The sequence below is a fragment of the Catenuloplanes sp. NPDC051500 genome (genome assembly GCF_044454585.1).
Classification (GTDB): domain Bacteria; phylum Actinomycetota; class Actinomycetes; order Mycobacteriales; family Micromonosporaceae; genus Catenuloplanes.
Window position 1 is genome coordinate 36,042 of record NZ_JBITDX010000006.1, and the last position, 16,780, is coordinate 52,821.

Genomic DNA, 16,780 nt, shown 5'->3' on the forward strand with positions numbered 1-16,780 from the left:
GGCACCGCCCGGCCGCACGCCGCGAACGCCTAGCGCCCGAACACCCTAGCGCCCTAGCGCCCTAGCGCCCTAGCGCCCGAGGATCAGGCTCATCGCCTCGGCGCGGGACTTCGCGTCGGTCTGCAGGCCGCCGCGGACCGCGGAGGTGATCGTCTTGGAGCCGGACTTCTGGATGCCGCGCATCGCCATGCACATGTGCTCGCACTCAAGGATCGCGATGACGCCGCGCGGCGCCAGCTTGTCCATGAGCAGGTCGGCGATCTGCGAGGTGAGTCGTTCCTGCACCTGGGGGCGCCGGGCGAAGACCTCGACGAGCCGGGCGAGCTTGGAGAGGCCGGTGATGCGGCCGTGCGGGCCGGGGATGTAGCCGATGTGGGCCACGCCGCGGAACGGCAGCAGGTGGTGCTCGCAGAGCGACATCACGTCTATGTCGCGGACCAGCACCAGCTCTTCGTGGTTCGCCTCGAACGTGGTGGTGAGCACCTGTGCGGGGTCGACGCGGAGGCCGGCGAAGAGTTCGGCGTAGGCGCGGGCGACGCGGGACGGCGTGCGCTTGAGGCCGTCCCGGTCCGGGTCCTCGCCGACCGCGATGAGGATCTCCCGGACCGCGCGCTCGATCCGGGGCAGGTCGACCGCGTCCTCGACCGGCGTGCCGGTGAGTTTGCCGTCGACGAGACGTGCCGCGAGATAGTCCAACCCCGCCGACGAGTTCTCCTCGTCGACGGGGTCGGGACGTAGACCGTTCGTGCTCAGTGCGTGCCGTCCGAGTTGTTCGTCTCGGTGGCGGACGGGCCGCTGCCGACGGTCGCCGCGGCGCCGTCCGACTCGGCCTGCGCCTTGAGCTTTTCCTTCTCGGCGGGCGTGAGCACCGGCGGGTCGGTGGACGGGCGGCGCTTGCCGAAGCCGTTGTACGGCGCCATCGGCGGGCGCTTCTGTACGCGCACGCAGATCCGGGCCATGTCCGACTGGGAGATGGTCTCCTTCTCCATCAGCTCCAGGACCATGGCGTCGAGGACGTCCCGGTACTCGACCAGGATCTCCCACGCCTCGTCGTGCGCGAGCTCGATGAGCGCCCGCACCTCGCCGTCGATCTCGGCGGCGACCGAGTCGGAGTAGTCCCGCTCGTGGCCCATGGTGCGGCCCATGAACGGCTCGTCGCCGCTGGTGCCGTACTTGACCGCGCCCAGCTTGGAGCTCATGCCGTACTGCGTGATCATCGCTCGGGCCAGCGCACTGGCCTTCTCGATGTCGTTGCCGGCGCCGGTGGTGGGCTCGTGGAAGATGAGCTCCTCCGCGGCGCGGCCACCAAGCGCGTACGCCAAGGTGTCGATCATCTCGGCGCGCGTCTGCGTGTACTTGTCCTCGGTGGGGAGCACGAGCGTGTGACCGAGCGAGCGGCCACGCGGCAGGATCGTCACCTTGTGCACCGGCGCGGAGTGCGGCAGCGCCCAGGCGACAAGCGCGTGTCCACCCTCGTGGTACGCGGTGATCTTCTTTTCGTTGTCGCTCATCGCCCGGGTCTTGCGCTCCGGTCCCGCGATGACCCGGTCGATCGCCTCTTCGAGGTAGTCGTTGGCGATTGCCCGCTTCTCGTGCCGGGCCGTCAGCAGCGCCGCCTCGTTGATCACGTTGGCCAGGTCCGCGCCGGAGAAGCCGGGGGTGCGCCGCGCGACCGCGTCGAGGTCGACGTCCGGCGTGAACGGCTTGCCCTTGGCGTGCACCCGGAGGATGGCCTTGCGGCCCTCCATGTCGGGGGCGTCGACAGCGATCTGCCTGTCGAAGCGGCCCGGGCGAAGCAGCGCCGGGTCGAGGATGTCCGGCCGGTTGGTGGCCGCGATCAGGATGACGCCGCCCTTGGTGTCGAAGCCGTCCATCTCGACCAGCAGCTGGTTGAGCGTCTGCTCGCGCTCGTCGTGACCGCCGCCCATGCCGGCGCCGCGGTGCCGGCCGACCGCGTCGATCTCGTCGACGAAGACGATTGCCGGCGCGTTCGTCTTGGCCTGCTCGAACAGGTCACGGACGCGGGAGGCACCGACGCCGACGAACATCTCGACGAAGTCCGAGCCGGAGATTGAGTAGAACGGGACCCCGGCCTCGCCGGCGACCGCGCGGGCCAGCAGCGTCTTACCGGTTCCGGGCGGGCCGAAGAGCAGCACGCCCTTCGGGATCTTGGCGCCGAGGGCCTGGTACTTCGAGGGGTTCTGCAGGAAGTCCTTGATCTCGTGCAGCTCTTCGACTGCCTCGTCCGCGCCGGCGACGTCCGCGAACGTCGTCTTCGGCGTGTCCTTGGTGAGCATCTTGGCCTTGGACTTGCCAAAGTTGAGCACCCGCGAGCCGCCGCCCTGCATCTGCGACATGAAGAACAGCAGGAGGACGACGAGCAGCAGGATCGGCAGCAGGTTCAGAAGCAGGGACAGCAGGATGTTGTCCCGGGTCACCTTGGCGTCGATCGTGCCGGTGATCTTGTTAGCGGCCTTGGCCTGCACCACGGCGGCCCAGATGTCGTCACTGACCTCGTACGGAACCTGGGTCTCGATACGGTCGGTGGTGGTCTTGTCGAAGGTGGCCTTCTCGGACAGCTCGAGCTGGAGCGTCTGCTCCTTGTCCTCGTAGACGGCATTCTTGATGCCGCCGGAGTTGAGCCTGTCCAGGATGACCGAGGTCTCGACCCGGTGGTAACTGGGGCCGCCCGTGAAGAAGGAGCTGGCGGCGATCGCAGCGGCGATCACCAGAATGATCCAGATCACCGGGCGGCGGAAGAAACGCGTGCGTTCCATACTGTTGTCGAGCGCCTGGCGCCCGCACCCTCCTGATCGTCCGGCTCAGATTCACCTATGCTGGCCCCGCCACCTCCCCAGCCAGGGAGACAACGTGACAACCGCTGACGCCGGCGGGCGGCGCCATCGGTCATTCGACGGTACACCGTAGGTAAGACGGGTGAGGTTGCGAGCCCCGTGAATGCCCGCGCGACCCGAACCGTCCCAGCGTGCCGAACAGCACGGTAATCCGGTTTTCTGAGAGTGCGCTGAACCTTCACCAGGAGTTGTTTGTCAGCTCAGGGCGTAACTCAACTGCGGGCATACACCTCGGGCTTGAGCACGCCGACGTAGGGCAGCTCGCGGTACCGCTCGGCGAAGTCGAGGCCGTAGCCGACCACGAACTCGCTCGGGATGTCGAAGCCGACATAGCGCACGCTCACCGGCACCTTGACCGCTTCCGGCTTGCGGAACAGCGCGACCACGTCGATCGAGGCGGCGCCGCGCGACTCCAGGTACTTCAGCAGCCAGGAGAGCGTGAGGCCGGAGTCGACGATGTCCTCGACCACGATCACGTGCCGGCCGGCGATGTCCCGGTCCAGGTCCTTGAGGATGCGGACCACGCCGGACGAGGTGGTGCCCTGCCCGTAGGAGGAAACGGCCATGAACTCCATCTCGCTGGACGGGCCGTGCCGGCCCAGCTCCCGCGCGAAGTCCGCCATGAACATCACGGCGCCCTTCAGCACGCACACCAGCAGCACGCCGTCGGGAGCGTCCGCGTGGTCGGCGGAGACCTGCTTGGCAAGCTCTGCGACCTTGTCGCGGATCTGCTGCTCAGAGATGATCACGCGCTCGATGTCGGCGTCGTACCAGGACCCGTCAGCCATGGCTCTAGCCTGCCCCATGAAGGTTACGAGCCGCCGCCGACCCCGGGCGTTTACGGGCGCATTCAGACCCCGAACGGTCACGCTCTCCGCATGACATAGCCTCAGAAAGCGCTTAAAACCCACAAACCCGGCGAGGGTACGGTGCCCGCCCGTCCAAGATCACCCTATTTGATCAACTTCTGTGTCGGTGGTCACGACCGCAAGCGCGTCACCGGAACGGCGTACCGCGATCCCACCGGGGAGGTACGCCGACCCCTGCCCGTGCCAGTCCACCACGAGCGCGTCAAGCGCCGACACGTGCCGCTGGGACAGCGCGGCGCCGGGCGCGCCCAGCTCCCGCGCCCACAGATGAAGCACCCGGCTGCGTATCGCGGGATCCAGCCCGGACAGGCTCCGCACCCGCAGCGCCCCACCGCCGGAGCCGCCCGCCTCGGCCAGCGCGGTCCGGGCCAGCCCGTCAAGCGCGGCCGCGTCCGCCGCCAGCAGCCCGGCCGTCCGCGCCAGGTTGCCGACCACCCGCTGCCCGAGCGCCGCCACGAGCGCGGGGAGCGCGTCGGCGCGGACCCGGCTGCGCGCGTATGCCGGATCCGCGTTGTGCGGATCGGTCCAGGCCTGCAGGCCCAGCGCCACGCAGGCCTTGTGCGTCTGCTCCCGGCTGATCTCCAGCAGCGGCCGCATCAGCAGCACATCATCCGTGCCCGGCAGTGACCGGCGCTCCCGCATGCCGGCCAGGCTTTTTATCCCCGCGCCGCGCGCGAGCGCCAGCAGCACGGTCTCGGCCTGGTCGTCCCGGGTGTGCCCGACGAGCACCGCGGCGGCGCCGTGCCGGTGGGCGACGTCGGCAAGCGCGGCATAACGGGCCTCCCGCGCGGCCGCCTCCGGACCGCCGGGCCGGCCCGCGACCGTGACGGCCGCGACCTCGACCGGTTCCAGGCCGGCGTCGCGCGCCCAGTCGGCCACGGCGGTGGCCCGCTCGCCGGAGCCGTCCTGCAGCCGGTGGTCGACCGTGACCAGCCCGGCGCGCAGGCCGAGCCGGGGCGCGACGAACGCGACAGCGGCGGCCAGCGCGAGCGAGTCGGCGCCGCCGGAGCAAGCCACGAGCACGAGTCCGTCAGTGGGTAATCCGGTCAGGGCGCGACGCACCGCCACCCGCATCTCCGCGACCGGCTGCGTGATCCGAGCCATGGAAAAACGCTAACCGGTCAGTCGCCGTCCGGCGGGGAGGCCGGGCCGGACTCGCGGGAGCCGTCACGGTCCACGGGCTGCACACCCCCGTCATCAAGCCTCGAAGCGGGCTGCGGGCCGACCCGATCCACCCAGGCGTCCGGGTCGCCCAGCTCGGACACGAGCGGCAGCGTCTCCGGCGACCGGAAGATCTCGTTGAAGCCGGCCATGCCGACGCGCTCCACCACGCCGTGCACAAACTTGCGGCCCTCCGCGTACTGCCGCATCTTCACGTCCACGCCGAGCAGCCGGCGGACCGCCTTCTCCAGCGGGTTTCCCGCCTCGCGGCGGCGGTTGAACCGGGCCCGGATCGTCTCCACGCTCGGGATGACCTCGGGACCGACACCGTCCATCACGAACTCGGCGTGGCCCTCCAGCAGCGTCATCAGCGCGGTCAGCCGGTCCAGCACCTCCTTCTGCGCGGGCGTCTGCACCAGGTCAAGCACGGAGGAGCGGCTCTCCGGGTCGCGTACCGCGTCGGAGAGCGTGCCGACCGCGCGGCGCAGCCGGTCCACGAGCGGGTCCTCTGTCGACTGCGACGCGTCCACGAACGCCTGCACCTGGCTGAGGAAGTACCCGCGCATCCACGGCACGGACGTGAACTGGGTGCGGTGCGTGACCTCGTGAAGCGCCACCCAGAGCCGGAAATCGCGCGGGTCCGCGCCGAGTTTCCGCTCGATCTCGACGATGTTCGGCGCGACAAGCAGCAACTGGCCGTGCTCGCCGGAGAAGACCTCGTACTGCCCGAGCACCCGGCCGGAGAGGTACGCCAGCACGCCGCCGGCCTGCACCGCGGTGACCCGGGAGCCGATCGCGTCCGCGATGGCGCCCGGCGCCTTCTCCCCGGACAGCTTGGTGATCAGCGGCGTGATCACTGAGCGCAGCCCGTCGATGTTGACCTGTGCCCAGTCCCGCCGGTCGACGATCCGCACCGGCGGATGGTCCACCCGGGACGCGAGCCCGGTGTATGCCGCCACGTGCCCGGCGGCCTCCTCGGTGAGCCGCCGCAGATCCGCGACGACCTCGGCGGCCTCGTCGTAGGTCACGCGTGGCCCGGACTTCCCCAGGGCACCCGCGGTGGCGGCGGCCAGATCCCAGTCCACGAACTGCGTCATGGAGTCCAACGTACCCGCGCGCGGCGAGCCCGGCCCGTCCTGATCAGCAAGATCCGCCGATGACCCCCACATCGAGACAGCCTTCAACACCCGCAGGAGGCGAGCACCGAGGCGATCCGGTCCAGCTTCCACTCCGCCTGCCACTTGCTCAGCGTCTTGAACGGCACCTCGTCCGCAAGCAGCGCGAACGCGAGCAGCCGCCCGTCCGCCGTGGTGACCACGCCGGCCAGCGCGTTGACGCCGTCGAGCGAGCCGGTCTTGGCGCGTACCGTGCCGGCGCCGGCCCGTGACTCCGGCGGCGCCGGGTCCCGGAACCTGTCGTCAAGCGTGCCCGACCAGCCGCCCACCGGCAGCCCGGAGAACATCGCGCCGAGTTCCGGGTGCGAACCGTCCGCGGCCAGCCGGACCAGCGCGGTCAGAAGCGCCGGGCTGATCAGGTTGTCCCGGGACAGCCCGCTGCCGTCGGTAAGCCCGAACCCGGTCACCGGCAGCCCGAACCCGCTGATCAGCGCGCGGGTCGCCGCCGCGCCCCCCTCGAACGAGGCCGGCTGCCCGCCCGCGATCGCCACCTGGCGGGCCAGCGCCTCCGCCACCACGTTGTCGCTGGCCGTCAGCATCACCTCGACCAGCCGCAGCATGGTCGGCGACTCCACCCGGCCCAGCTCGGCGCCGGGCGCGATCCCGGTCGCGGCCGCCGGCGACGACGCTGTCACCTGCGGCGTGGCCTGCGACGACGATGCCACAGTGCCCCGGCTCACCGCCACGTCGTCCCCAAGCAGCGCCGCGAACGCCTGACCCGCGGACAGGTCCGGCGCCGGCTGGCGTTGCGCACCGCTCGCCGCCTTCGGATTCACCCGGGCGCCGTTCGTCATCAGCGCGGTGATCGGCGCGCCGTACCCCGCTGACACCGCATCCGAATCCCAGCTCGGGCTGGTCACCGGCCCGGTGTACAGCGTCGCGTCGACGAGTACCCGTGACACCGGCGCGCCGCCAAGCGCGGTCTTCACCTGTTCGGCAAGCGCGTCCAGCCGCGCCGCGCCCCGGTAGGTCGCGGTCCCGTCGATCGCAAGCGTCGGGTCCCCACCACCGATCAGCACCACCTCTCCGGGCGCGGACCCGGCCACCACCCGGGTCGCGATCCGGTACCCGGTCCCGCGCGCGGCCAGCGCCGCCGCGGCCGTGACCAGCTTCGTCGTGGACGCGGGCGTGGCCGGATCTGTCTGCTGATATCCGTACAGCTCGGTCCCGGTCGCCACGTCCACCACCGCCGCGTGCACACCCGGCCCCAGCTCGCCGTTTGTCACAAGCGTCCCGATCGCCGCCTGCACCGCCGCCGGCGACGGCATCGGCGCGTCATCCGAGTTCGCCACCAGCACCGGACCCGGCGCCCGCTCCACGGCCTGCTCCGCAACGGTCGGCGCGGCCACCGGAACGTCCACCCCGCCCCGCCGCCCGGCCAACACCACAGTCACGGCGACCAGCACCAACGCCAGCACCGCCGCCCCCGCCCCGGCCAGCGCCTTCCTCGACCGCCACGGCGCCTTCGGCGCAACCCCCACACCACGATCAAAATCAGCCGAGGGTACGACCGAAGCCTCCCCCGGCCCGGCCGTGCCCACACCCCCCGGCGAAGACCGTGGCGGCGACACGGGCCCGGCCAGCGACATAGGCCCGGCCTGTGCCGTAGATCGGACCGGCGACACAGCCCCGCCCTGCGACGTAGAGCCGGGCTGTGACATAGAGCCGGGCTGTGGCATAGGCCGGACCGGCGACACGGCCCCCGCCTGCGACGTAGGACCGGACTGTGACATAGGCCGGACCGGCGACACGGCCCCCGCCTGCGACGTAGAGCCGGGCTGGGACGTGGGCCCGGCTTGCGACGTCGAGCCGGGCTCAGACAAAGGCCTGGTCGGCGACGTGGGCCGGGCCGACACCGATGCCGTTCCCGCGGCACGCGGCGCGCCCCCGACGGCGCCGCCCGGCGTCTTTGGAATCACCACCGTCTGCTGGTCGTCCACCGGCGGGCGGCTCGCCACCCCCGAACTTCCCGAGGCGACGGCCCCGCCGCCCGGCACCTTCGGCATGATCACCGTCGACCGGTCGTCCTCCGCGGGCCGCTTCACCGGCGAGGGCTTCGGCAGCGCCACAGTGGCCTGGCCGTCCTGCTGCGCCTGGGCCGCGCCGGTCGGCCGGCCGGCGATCCCGGCGCTTCCCGGGGCCGCGGTTCCGGAACCCGGCACCTTCGGGATGATCACGGTCGACTGCTCACCCGAGGCGGAAGGACTCGTCTGCCGTCCCTGGTCAGCACGCCCGGCCGCATTCCCGTGACTACCCGGGGTCTTCGGTATCACCACGGTCGACTGCTCTTCCGGTCGCTCCCGCCCGGCACCCGGCGCCTCGGAACGCGGCGCGGGGCGCGCTCCCCCGACGCCGGACCCCTGGCCCGGACCCTGCCTGCCGTCGCCGGGACGGCCGGTCCAGAGGTTCGGCCGCTGGTCAGCCTGCGGTTGCTGCCGCTCCGGGTGCGGCGCCTGCTGCCTGCCCGGCTTTACCGATCCCCCCTGTACCCGTTCCGGCCCGACCACGGTCGCTTGTCCCGGACGCTGCTCCGGCTGACCCGGCTGGGTTGACCCCACCTGCGGCCGATCCGGGCGCACAGCCGGCATCGACCCGGGACGCTGCTCCGGCTGACCGGGCTGCGGGATCCGGGCTGTCTGGTCCGCATCGGAGTGTGGCTGCTGCACCGCCTGCGGCCTGCCGGGATGGGCGAGAGTCGGGCGGACACCGGTCGGCGGCTTCAACGACGGCCGCGGCGAGGCATCGGGGGCCCTCACGGGAGCGGTGGGCTGCGGCACGGCCGAGGGCTGGGGCGCCGAAGGCTGGGGCACCGGGGGCTGCGCGGCCGAAGCCTCGCGCGGCGGCGTGGAGATCCGCACCGTCGGTTCGTCGCCCGCGGCGAGGGCGGACGGCACCGGGCGGGATGCGGGGGAGGCCGGAATCGGTGCCGTGGGGGTGTCGTCGTCCGGGTCCGCGGGCCCTCCGGCGTACCCCGGCGAGGTTTGTGTTTTGTTCTGCGGGACGGATGGTCCGGATGATGAGATGGGAGAGGCGGTGGAGGTCGAGGACGGCGTGGCGGAGGGTTTGGGCTGTTCCGAGGCGTTCAGGGGGGCCACCTGGGAATTCTCGGGAGATGCGGACCTAGGCGTTATGTCGTTTTTGTCCAATGAGTCGGAAGAAACCGCCGCCTGTCCGTCACGGTGCTGATCACCGTTTTCGTTGCCGTTGTGTGAATCTTGCCTCCCCACCCCAGCCCCTCCTCGTCCTAGCCCGCCGCTTTAGAGGAGACTAACGGGGTCCGACACTGCATAGGCCGTGCCCGGGGTGAGGCGTGAGCTGTGCGAGTTCCGTTAGCCAGCGTGGGCGAACGAGGGAGCGTGAGTATGGATTTCGACGTTACGGTTGAGATCCCCAAGGGTCACCGCAACAAGTACGAGGTGGACCACAAGACCGGTCGCATCCGATTGGACCGCACGCTCTTCACCGCCACCCAGTACCCGGCGGACTACGGCTTCATCGAAGGCACCCTCGGCGAGGACGGCGACCCGCTGGACGCGCTCGTGCTGGTGCAGGAGCCGACGTTCCCGGGGTGCCTCATCCGCTGCCGCGCGATCGGCATGTACCGGATGAAGGACGAGATGGGCGGCGACGACAAGGTCCTCTGCGTCCCGTTCGAGGATCCCCGTCAGGAGCACCTGCGGGACATCCACCACCTGGGCGAGTTCGACCGGATGGAGATCCAGCACTTCTTCACCGTGTACAAGGACCTGGAGCCCGGCAAGTCCGTCGAGGGCGCGACCTGGACCGGGCGGGTGGAGGCCGAGCAGGAGGTCCGCAACTCGATCGCGCGTCACCAGCGTGCGCTCGAGCAGGGCGACTACGACCACTGACGTTCATCGTCTTCGGGAAGCGCGCCGGGCCGGAAGGTCGGCGCGCTTCTCTGTACGTACCCCCATCAGCCGTTGAGGTTTCTGAGGTTGGTGTAGAGGTCGAGGACCGCGGCGGCCAGCGGGATCAAGGAGACCAGCGTAAGCGTCTCCAGGATTTCGCCGCCGCGGGCCAGGTAGAGCGACGGCGGCCGCCGTGACCAGGTCGCGCCGGCCGCCAGCACCGACAGCGCCAGAACGGTCAGCACGGCCGCGAAGAGCGGCCCACGGCCGGTGAGCGCGAGCGCGGTGAGCGTGACGACGCCCGCTACGAGCATCGGCACCCGGTGGTGGGTCGCGGCGAACGTGCGGGCACGCAGCAGCAGACCGAGCGAGGCGGCGCCGGCCAGCAGCCGCGCGGCCAGACCGCCGTGCACGGTCAGGAACAGCGCGGACCCGGCGGCCACCAGCGCGTGCCCGGCCAGCAGCCCGGTCAGGAACTCGTCGGTCCGCGCCGTTGCCGCCAGCACCGCGTCCCGGGGCGGGCGCTGCCGGGCCGCCTGGAACGGATCGTCCTCGCCGGGCAGCGCGATCGGCGGGATCGGCAGCCGGCCCAGCCGGATCGCGAGCAGCGGAAGCAGGCCGAGCGCGCACGCCGCCGCGGTGAGCAGCACCGCTGCCGCGTGCACCGGCGGGATGACGAGCGCCAGCGCGGCGGTGGCGGCGACCGGAAGCGCCGCGGTCATCGCCGCGACCGGGATGCGCAGGTGGACACCGGTGCCGACGGCTGCCAGCAGCGCGGCAAGCAGCACCGACACGGCGCCGACGAGTGTCTCCGGCGCGCCGATCCGGCCTGCCGAGGTGAACAGCGCGCCGGCCAGCGCCGCGAACGGCAGCGACAGCGCGCCGATCGTTGCGGCGGTTCCGGCGTCACCGTAGGCGCGGGACGCGGTGACGGCGGCCAGCAGCAGCGCGAGCGTCACCCCGGCCGCGGTCCCTGCGGCGGTCGGCGACGGCGTCGTGAGCAGCAACGACGGCACGAGCGAGAGTAGTAGCGCGGCAGCGGCCGCGCGGGTGGCGATCCGGGTGGCCGTGGGTGGCCAGCGGCCGGTCCGCGCGCCCGCGATCACCTCCACCACGTCGTCGTACTCGGGCGCGGGCCAGTCCACGCGGGCCGGCGTCAGGTGCAGGATCTCCCCGTCCCGGATGCCCTGTGCGCGCAGCGGGCGGCCGCCGAGCAGCGGTGCGCCGTCCGGCCGGCGCAGCAGCCAGCCGCCGTGCCGCTCACCCTCGTCGGCAAGCGACTCACCGGCGTGCCGGAGCAGGTCGGGCAGCAGCTCGGCAAGCGGGATCTGGTCGGGGAGGGCCAGGTCGACGCGGCGGTGCGGGGCCGCGATCGTGACGCGCGCGAGGCCAGCACCCATCGACGTACCCCTTGTTCGCACGGCTGCGGAAACCAGGGCACCTTACCTAGGATGAGCGGGCCACACCATCGAGAAGTGTCGTTGGCGACCGCCGGCCGGAGGACGCGCATGGCTAGCACCGTGATCGTGCGGCGTCCGCCGCGGCGCCCGGCGCCGGAGATCCCCGGCGGTGAGCTGGCCGTGGACGCGCCGCCGGAGCTGCCGGAGCCGACCGGCGGGCGCTGGCAGCAGATGATGACCGCGCTTCCGATGCTCGGCGGCTCGGTCGCGATGGCGATGATGTTCGGCCGGGGTGGGGGTACGTACTCGTACGTGGTCGGCGCGATCTTCGGCGTCTCCTCGCTGGCCATGCTCGTGACCAGCTGGGGCGGCGCCGGCCTGCCGAAACGCGCGGAGGTCGCGGCCGCCCGCCGGGAGTACCTGCGCCGGCTTGCCACGCTGCGCCGCCGAGCCCGGCAGACCGCGCTGGCCCAGCGCGACGGCCTGCGCTACCGGCACCCGGACCCGGACCGGCTGTGGTCCACGGTGGACAGCCACCGGCTGTGGGAGCGGCGCGCGAGCGACCCGGACTTCGGGATCGTGCGGGTGGCGCTGGGCCCGCAGACGCTTGCCACGCCGCTGACACCGCCTGTCACCAGGCCGCTGGCCGAGCTGGAGCCGATGTGTGCGGGCGCGCTCCGCCGGTTCCTGGACGCCTACTCGGTGGTTCCCGCGCTGCCGGTCGCGGTGTCGCTGCGGGCGTTCTCCCGGATCCACCTGCGGGACGCGCGCGGCACGGTCCGGGCGATGCTTGCCCAGCTCGCGGTCTTCCACGCGCCTGACGACCTGACCATCGCGGTCTGCGCCGGCCCGGAGCGCCGCGCGGAGTGGGAGTGGGTGAAGTGGCTGCCGCACGCGCTGCACCGGACACGTTCCGATGCGGCCGGCCCGATCCGCCTGGTCACCGGGACAGTCGGAGAGCTGGAGCCGCTGCTCGCCGAGATCGAAACCGACGCCGGCCCCGGCACCGGCTACCTGGTCGTGGTGCTGGACGGCGCCGACCGGCCCTTCGCGGCGCGGGCCGGGACCGTGCTTGACCTCGGCTCCCCGCCCCCGCGTAACCCGGACCGGTCCACGCTCGTACTCACCGGCGGCCGGCGGCTGCTCAGCCGCACCACGGAGTCGGAAACCGAGGTCGGCGTGCCGGACGCGCTGAGCGTCCCGGAGGTGGAGGCGATCGCCCGCCGTCTGGCTCCGCTGCGGCTGGCCCCGGTGGAGGCGCCGCGCACGACGCCCGGGGCGCAGGATCTTCCGGAGCTGCTCGGCATCGCGGACCCGGCCCGGCTTGACGCGCAGGAGCGCTGGGCCCGGCCCCGCCCGCAGCGGGACCGGCTGCGCGTGCCGATCGGCGTCTCCCCGGACGGGCTGCCTGTCGAGCTGGACCTGAAGGAGTCCGCGCAGGACGGCATGGGCCCGCACGGCCTGCTGATCGGCGCGACCGGGTCCGGCAAGTCGGAGCTGCTGCGCACGCTTGTGCTGGGCCTGGCCGCGGACCACTCGTCCGAGGTGCTCAACTTCGTGCTCGTCGACTTCAAGGGCGGCGCCACGTTCGCCTCGCTGGACCGGCTGCCGCACACCGCCGCCGTGATCACCAACCTCGCGGACGAGCTGCCGCTTGTGGACCGGATGGTCGACGCGATAAACGGTGAGCTGCTGCGGCGGCAGGAGCTGCTGCGCCGCAGCGGAAACATCGCGAGCCTGCGCGAGTACGAGAAGGCCCGCGCCGCCGGGGCCGCGCTCGCCCCGCTGCCCTCGCTGCTGATCGTCTGCGACGAGTTCTCCGAACTGCTCTCCGCGAAGCCGGACTTCATCGACCTGTTCGTGCAGATCGGGCGGGTCGGCCGGTCACTCGGCGTGCACCTGCTGCTGGCCAGCCAGCGGCTCGAGGAGGGGCGGCTGCGCGGGCTTGACACGCACCTGTCGTACCGGATCGGGTTGCGCACGTTCTCGTCGCTGGAGTCCCGGGCGGTGCTTGGCGTGCCGGACGCGTTCCAGCTGCCGCGCTCGCCCGGCCACGGCTACCTGCGGTTCGGCACGGAGCCGCTGGTGCGCTTCAAGGCGGCGTACGCGTCCGGCCCGCACCGGGAGACGATCGCCGGCGGCAGCACGCACGCACCCCGCGTGGTGCCGTACTCGACGACGCCGCTCCCCCGTACGCCGAGGCCCCGCGCACAGATCACCCGTACCAGCACCAAGAGCCTGCTGGACCTGATCGTCGACGCGCTGGAGGGCGCCGGCCCGCCCGCGCACCGGGTCTGGCTGCCTCCGCTCGGCGACGCGCCCACGCTCGGCGCACTGCTCGGCGAGCTCCGCCGCGACCCGGAACGCGGCCTGACCGTGGCCGACCCGGCGCTGCGCGGCACGCTGCGGGTGCCGGTCGCGGTGGTGGACCGGCCGCTGGACCAGCGCCGCGAGACGCTGTGGCTGGACCTGGCCGGCGCGTCCGGGCACGTGGCGGTGGCCGGCGGCCCGCGCAGCGGCAAGTCCACCGCGTTGCGCACGCTGATCACCGCGCTGGCGCTCACCCACACGCCGGCCGAGGTGCAGGTCTACTGCCTGGACTTCGGCGGCGGGTCGCTGGCCCCGCTGCAACGGCTGCCCCACGTCGGCGGCGTGGCCGGGCGGCTCGACCCGGTGGGCGTACGACGCACGGTCGGCGAGGTCCGGGCGCTGCTCACCGAGCGGGAGGCGCGGTTCGCGGCGCTGCACGCGGACGGGATGGCCGACTACCGGGCACGGCGGGCCCGCGGCGAGGTGGAGGACGACCCGTACGGCGACGTGTTCCTGGTGATCGACGGCTGGGTGACGTTGCGCAACGACTTCGACGACCTGGAACCGCTTGTCACCGAGGTGGCGCTGCGCGGGCTGTCGTACGGCGTGCACGTGGTCGTCGCGGCCGGCCGCTGGATGGACCTCCGCCCGGCCATCCGCGACCTGTTCGGCGCCCGCCTGGAACTGCGCCTCGGCGACCCCACCGACTCCACGGTCTCCCGTCGCTCGGCCGCGAACGTGCCGGCCGGCGCGCCCGGCCGCGGCATCACCTCGGAGTCGATGCACCTGCTCACCGCGCTGCCCGGGATCACGCCGGAGGAGATCGCGGCCGGGTGGACCGGGCCGCCCGCGCCGCCGGTGCGACGTCTTCCGGCCGAGTTGCCCTACGCCGCGGTGCGCGACGCCGGGGAGACCGGGCTGCGGATCCCGATCGGCATCGTGGAGACCGACCTGTCCCCGGCGGTGCTCGACTTCGCGGCCGACCCGCACTTTCTGCTCTTCGGCGACGGCGAGTGCGGCAAGACGTCGTTCCTGCGCGCACTGGCCACCACGATCACCGGCCGGTTCACACCCGCGCAGGCCCGGCTGGTGGTGATCGACTTCCGTCGTACGCTGCTCGGCGCCGTCGACGACGCGCACGTGCTCGGATACGGCTCGGCCGCCAAGCCCGCCCGCACGCTTGTCGAGACGGCCGCCGAGTCGCTGCGCCGGCGGCTGCCCGGCGCCGGTGTGACGCCCCGCCAGTTGCGCGACCGCTCCTGGTGGGCCGGCCCGGACCTGTTCGTGCTCGTCGACGACTACGAGCTGGCGGGCGGGCAGTCCGGCCCGCTTCAGCCACTTGCCGAGCTGCTGCCCCAGGCCCGGGACGTCGGCCTGCACCTGATCCTGGCCCGCCGCTCCGGCGGTGCCGGCCGCGCGTTCGACCCGGTCCTCACGCAGCTGCGCGAGCTGTCCGTACCCGGCCTGGTGATGTCCGGCAGCCGGGAGGACGGCCCGCTGCTCGGCGACGTACGTCCCTCAACGTTGCCACCCGGCCGCGGACAGTTGAAAACCCGCCGCGAAGGGGTACGTCTGGTACAGCTCGCGTATCTGCCCCCGGCCGAGTCCCCGGACTGATTGTCCGGTCCACCGGTTCGTCTTCGGGGAGTAATCTTCACCCAGCCGAGACGCGTAACCCGAGGTGACCATGTGAGCAGGCGTTGGAGACCGGCGGGCGCTCTGGCCCGCGTGGCCGCCGCCGTGCTCGTCGGCGCCGCGACCACGCTGCCCGCCGGCGCCCCGGCCGCGGCGGCGGTCCCGCTTGCGGTGACCGGCGACGACATACGCGACGAACAGTGGTCGCTGGCCGAGCTCGGCCTGACCGAGGCGTGGACGCGGTCGACCGGCGCCGGCGTCACGGTCGCGGTGATCGACTCGGGCGTCGACGACACCCATGTGGACCTGGCCGGCCGCGTGCTTCCCGGGTTCGACCTGGTCGGCAGCGGCGGCGACGGCACCGACGACCCGGTCGGGCACGGCACCACGGTGGCCGCGCTGATCGCCGGCGTGCCCGACGACGCCGGCATCGTCGGCATGGCGCCGGACGCGCGCATCCTGCCGATCCGCGTGCTCGACAAGCAGAACCGCTACGACGACGCCCAGGTCGTGGCGAAGGCGGTCCGCCTCGCTGTGGACAACGGCGCCAAGGTGATCAACCTGTCGCTCGGCGGCCTGGGCAGCAGCCCCGCGCTCGCCACCGCTATCGACTACGCATTCGTCAAGGACGTCGTCGTCATCGCCTGCACCGGCAACGCCAGCGCGTCCGCGCCGTCCGAGGTCTGGTACCCGGCCCGGGAGCCCGGCGTCATCGCGGTCACCGGCCTGGAGCAGAACGGCACCAGCCTCTGGTCCGGCTCGATAACCGGCGCCGAGACCGTGCTGTCCGCGCCGGCCACCGACCTCATCGGCGCCCGTCCCGGCGGCTACTGGCGGGTGCAGGGCACCAGCTTCGCCGCGCCGATGGTCGCCGCCACCGCCGCGCTGATCCGCGCCCGCTGGCCCCGGATGTCCGCCGCGACAGTTGTCAACCGCCTGATCACCACCGCCACCGACCTCGGCGTCCCCGGCCGCGACGCCCAGTACGGCTTCGGCATGGTCAACCCGGTCGCCGCGCTCTCCGACGGCCTCCCCGAGGCCCGCGGCAACGTGCTCGACGACGAACCCCCGCCCGGCGATTCCGGATTCGGCACCGCCCCCCGCACCGGCGGCAGCGTCGAGGCGGGCGGCCCGCCCCCGCCCCCGGGCCAGGGCGTCGACCCCGCTCCCGGTGGCGCGGCCCAGCCTGACGCGTCGGCCGCCCTCCCCTCCGCAGACAAGCGCGGACGCGGCCTGCTCGGCGCCGCACTCGGCGGTGGCCTGGCCCTGATGGCCATCGCCGGCCTCTACGTGATCACGCTGCACCGCTTCCCGCGCCCGGGCCGCCGCCAAGGCTCCCAGCCGCCCGGCAGGACCTCAACGGCAGACCCGGCAGTCAAGATCTGACCGCTTTCCCGCTCTGCGGGTGGTCGCGGCCCGCACGCTCCCGCGGGCAAACCTCGCGCCGGGCTCCGCTGGCGCTCCGCACGTCGCTCGGAGCCGGTCCCGCCGCTGGTCACCGAAGAC

Annotated in this window: 10 protein-coding genes and 1 pseudogene; 4 read left to right on the forward strand and 7 right to left on the reverse strand. The window is 72.7% G+C overall.

Translation table 11 applies throughout. The features are described from left to right. Positions 1–69: 69 nt before the first annotated feature. The 6 genes and pseudogenes from folE to dacB all read right to left on the reverse strand — a co-directional run bounded on the left by folE (position 70) and on the right by dacB (position 7,541). Positions 70–696: a GTP cyclohydrolase I FolE gene (gene folE, locus ACIA8K_RS14005; RefSeq protein ID WP_396058600.1), complete on the reverse strand. Its 627-nt coding sequence runs from the start codon at positions 694–696 to the stop codon at positions 70–72. A 53-nt stretch (positions 697–749) separates the two neighbouring features. Continuing rightward, on the reverse strand, positions 750–2,777 hold the full coding sequence (ftsH, locus tag ACIA8K_RS14010; protein WP_396058602.1) for an ATP-dependent zinc metalloprotease FtsH: 2,028 nt from the start codon (positions 2,775–2,777) through the stop codon (positions 750–752). Positions 2,778–3,067: 290 nt separating this feature from the next. Next, positions 3,068–3,643, reverse strand: a complete 576-nt coding sequence (hpt, locus tag ACIA8K_RS14015; protein ID WP_396058604.1) for a hypoxanthine phosphoribosyltransferase — start codon at positions 3,641–3,643, stop codon at positions 3,068–3,070. A gap of 159 nt (positions 3,644–3,802) precedes the next feature. Further along, positions 3,803–4,828 carry a tRNA lysidine(34) synthetase TilS gene (gene tilS, locus ACIA8K_RS14020; RefSeq protein ID WP_396058606.1) on the reverse strand — a complete coding sequence of 342 codons (1,026 nt, stop codon included), beginning with the start codon at positions 4,826–4,828 and terminating at the stop codon, positions 3,803–3,805. Between the two features lie 104 nt (positions 4,829–4,932). After that, positions 4,933–5,982, reverse strand: a pseudogene (locus tag ACIA8K_RS14025) (zinc-dependent metalloprotease); the annotation flags it as partial. An 83-nt stretch (positions 5,983–6,065) separates the two neighbouring features. Further along, complete coding sequence (gene dacB / locus ACIA8K_RS14030) at positions 6,066–7,541, reverse strand: D-alanyl-D-alanine carboxypeptidase/D-alanyl-D-alanine-endopeptidase (protein ID WP_396058608.1); 1,476 nt, start codon at positions 7,539–7,541, stop codon at positions 6,066–6,068. A 358-nt stretch (positions 7,542–7,899) separates the two neighbouring features. Between dacB and ACIA8K_RS14035 the strand changes: the two genes are divergently transcribed. Together ACIA8K_RS14035 and ACIA8K_RS14040 are read left to right on the forward strand one after the other, a co-directional pair. Then, positions 7,900–8,310, forward strand: coding sequence for a hypothetical protein (locus ACIA8K_RS14035; protein ID WP_396058610.1), 411 nt, complete (start codon positions 7,900–7,902; stop codon positions 8,308–8,310). Between the two features lie 1,112 nt (positions 8,311–9,422). Beyond that, the gene (locus tag ACIA8K_RS14040; protein WP_033343530.1) at positions 9,423–9,929 is read left to right on the forward strand and encodes an inorganic diphosphatase; all 507 of its coding nucleotides are present in this window, start codon (positions 9,423–9,425) and stop codon (positions 9,927–9,929) included. Between the two features lie 65 nt (positions 9,930–9,994). Here ACIA8K_RS14040 and eccD read toward each other — a convergent pair whose 3' ends face one another. Beyond that, positions 9,995–11,329 (reverse strand): type VII secretion integral membrane protein EccD, encoded by a 1,335-nt coding sequence (gene eccD, locus ACIA8K_RS14045; RefSeq protein ID WP_396058612.1) that lies wholly within the window; start codon positions 11,327–11,329, stop codon positions 9,995–9,997. 108 nt (positions 11,330–11,437) lie between these two features. On the opposite strand from eccD, the gene eccCa reads away from it, so the two are divergent. Together eccCa and mycP are read left to right on the forward strand one after the other, a co-directional pair. Beyond that, complete coding sequence (eccCa, locus tag ACIA8K_RS14050) at positions 11,438–15,256, forward strand: type VII secretion protein EccCa (protein ID WP_396058614.1); 3,819 nt, start codon at positions 11,438–11,440, stop codon at positions 15,254–15,256. A gap of 72 nt (positions 15,257–15,328) precedes the next feature. Beyond that, the gene (gene mycP, locus ACIA8K_RS14055; protein WP_396058616.1) at positions 15,329–16,660 is read left to right on the forward strand and encodes a type VII secretion-associated serine protease mycosin; all 1,332 of its coding nucleotides are present in this window, start codon (positions 15,329–15,331) and stop codon (positions 16,658–16,660) included. The last annotated feature ends 120 nt before the right edge of the window (positions 16,661–16,780 follow it).

Coding starts and splice junctions, on each gene's coding strand:
- ftsH (WP_396058602.1), bottom strand. CDS start 2,777: ATGGAACGCACGCGTTTCTTCCGCCGCCCGGTGATCTGGATCATTCTG.
- eccCa (WP_396058614.1), top strand. CDS start 11,438: ATGGCTAGCACCGTGATCGTGCGGCGTCCGCCGCGGCGCCCGGCGCCG.
- hpt (WP_396058604.1), bottom strand. CDS start 3,643: ATGGCTGACGGGTCCTGGTACGACGCCGACATCGAGCGCGTGATCATC.
- ACIA8K_RS14040 (WP_033343530.1), top strand. CDS start 9,423: ATGGATTTCGACGTTACGGTTGAGATCCCCAAGGGTCACCGCAACAAG.
- eccD (WP_396058612.1), bottom strand. CDS start 11,329: ATGGGTGCTGGCCTCGCGCGCGTCACGATCGCGGCCCCGCACCGCCGC.
- tilS (WP_396058606.1), bottom strand. CDS start 4,828: ATGGCTCGGATCACGCAGCCGGTCGCGGAGATGCGGGTGGCGGTGCGT.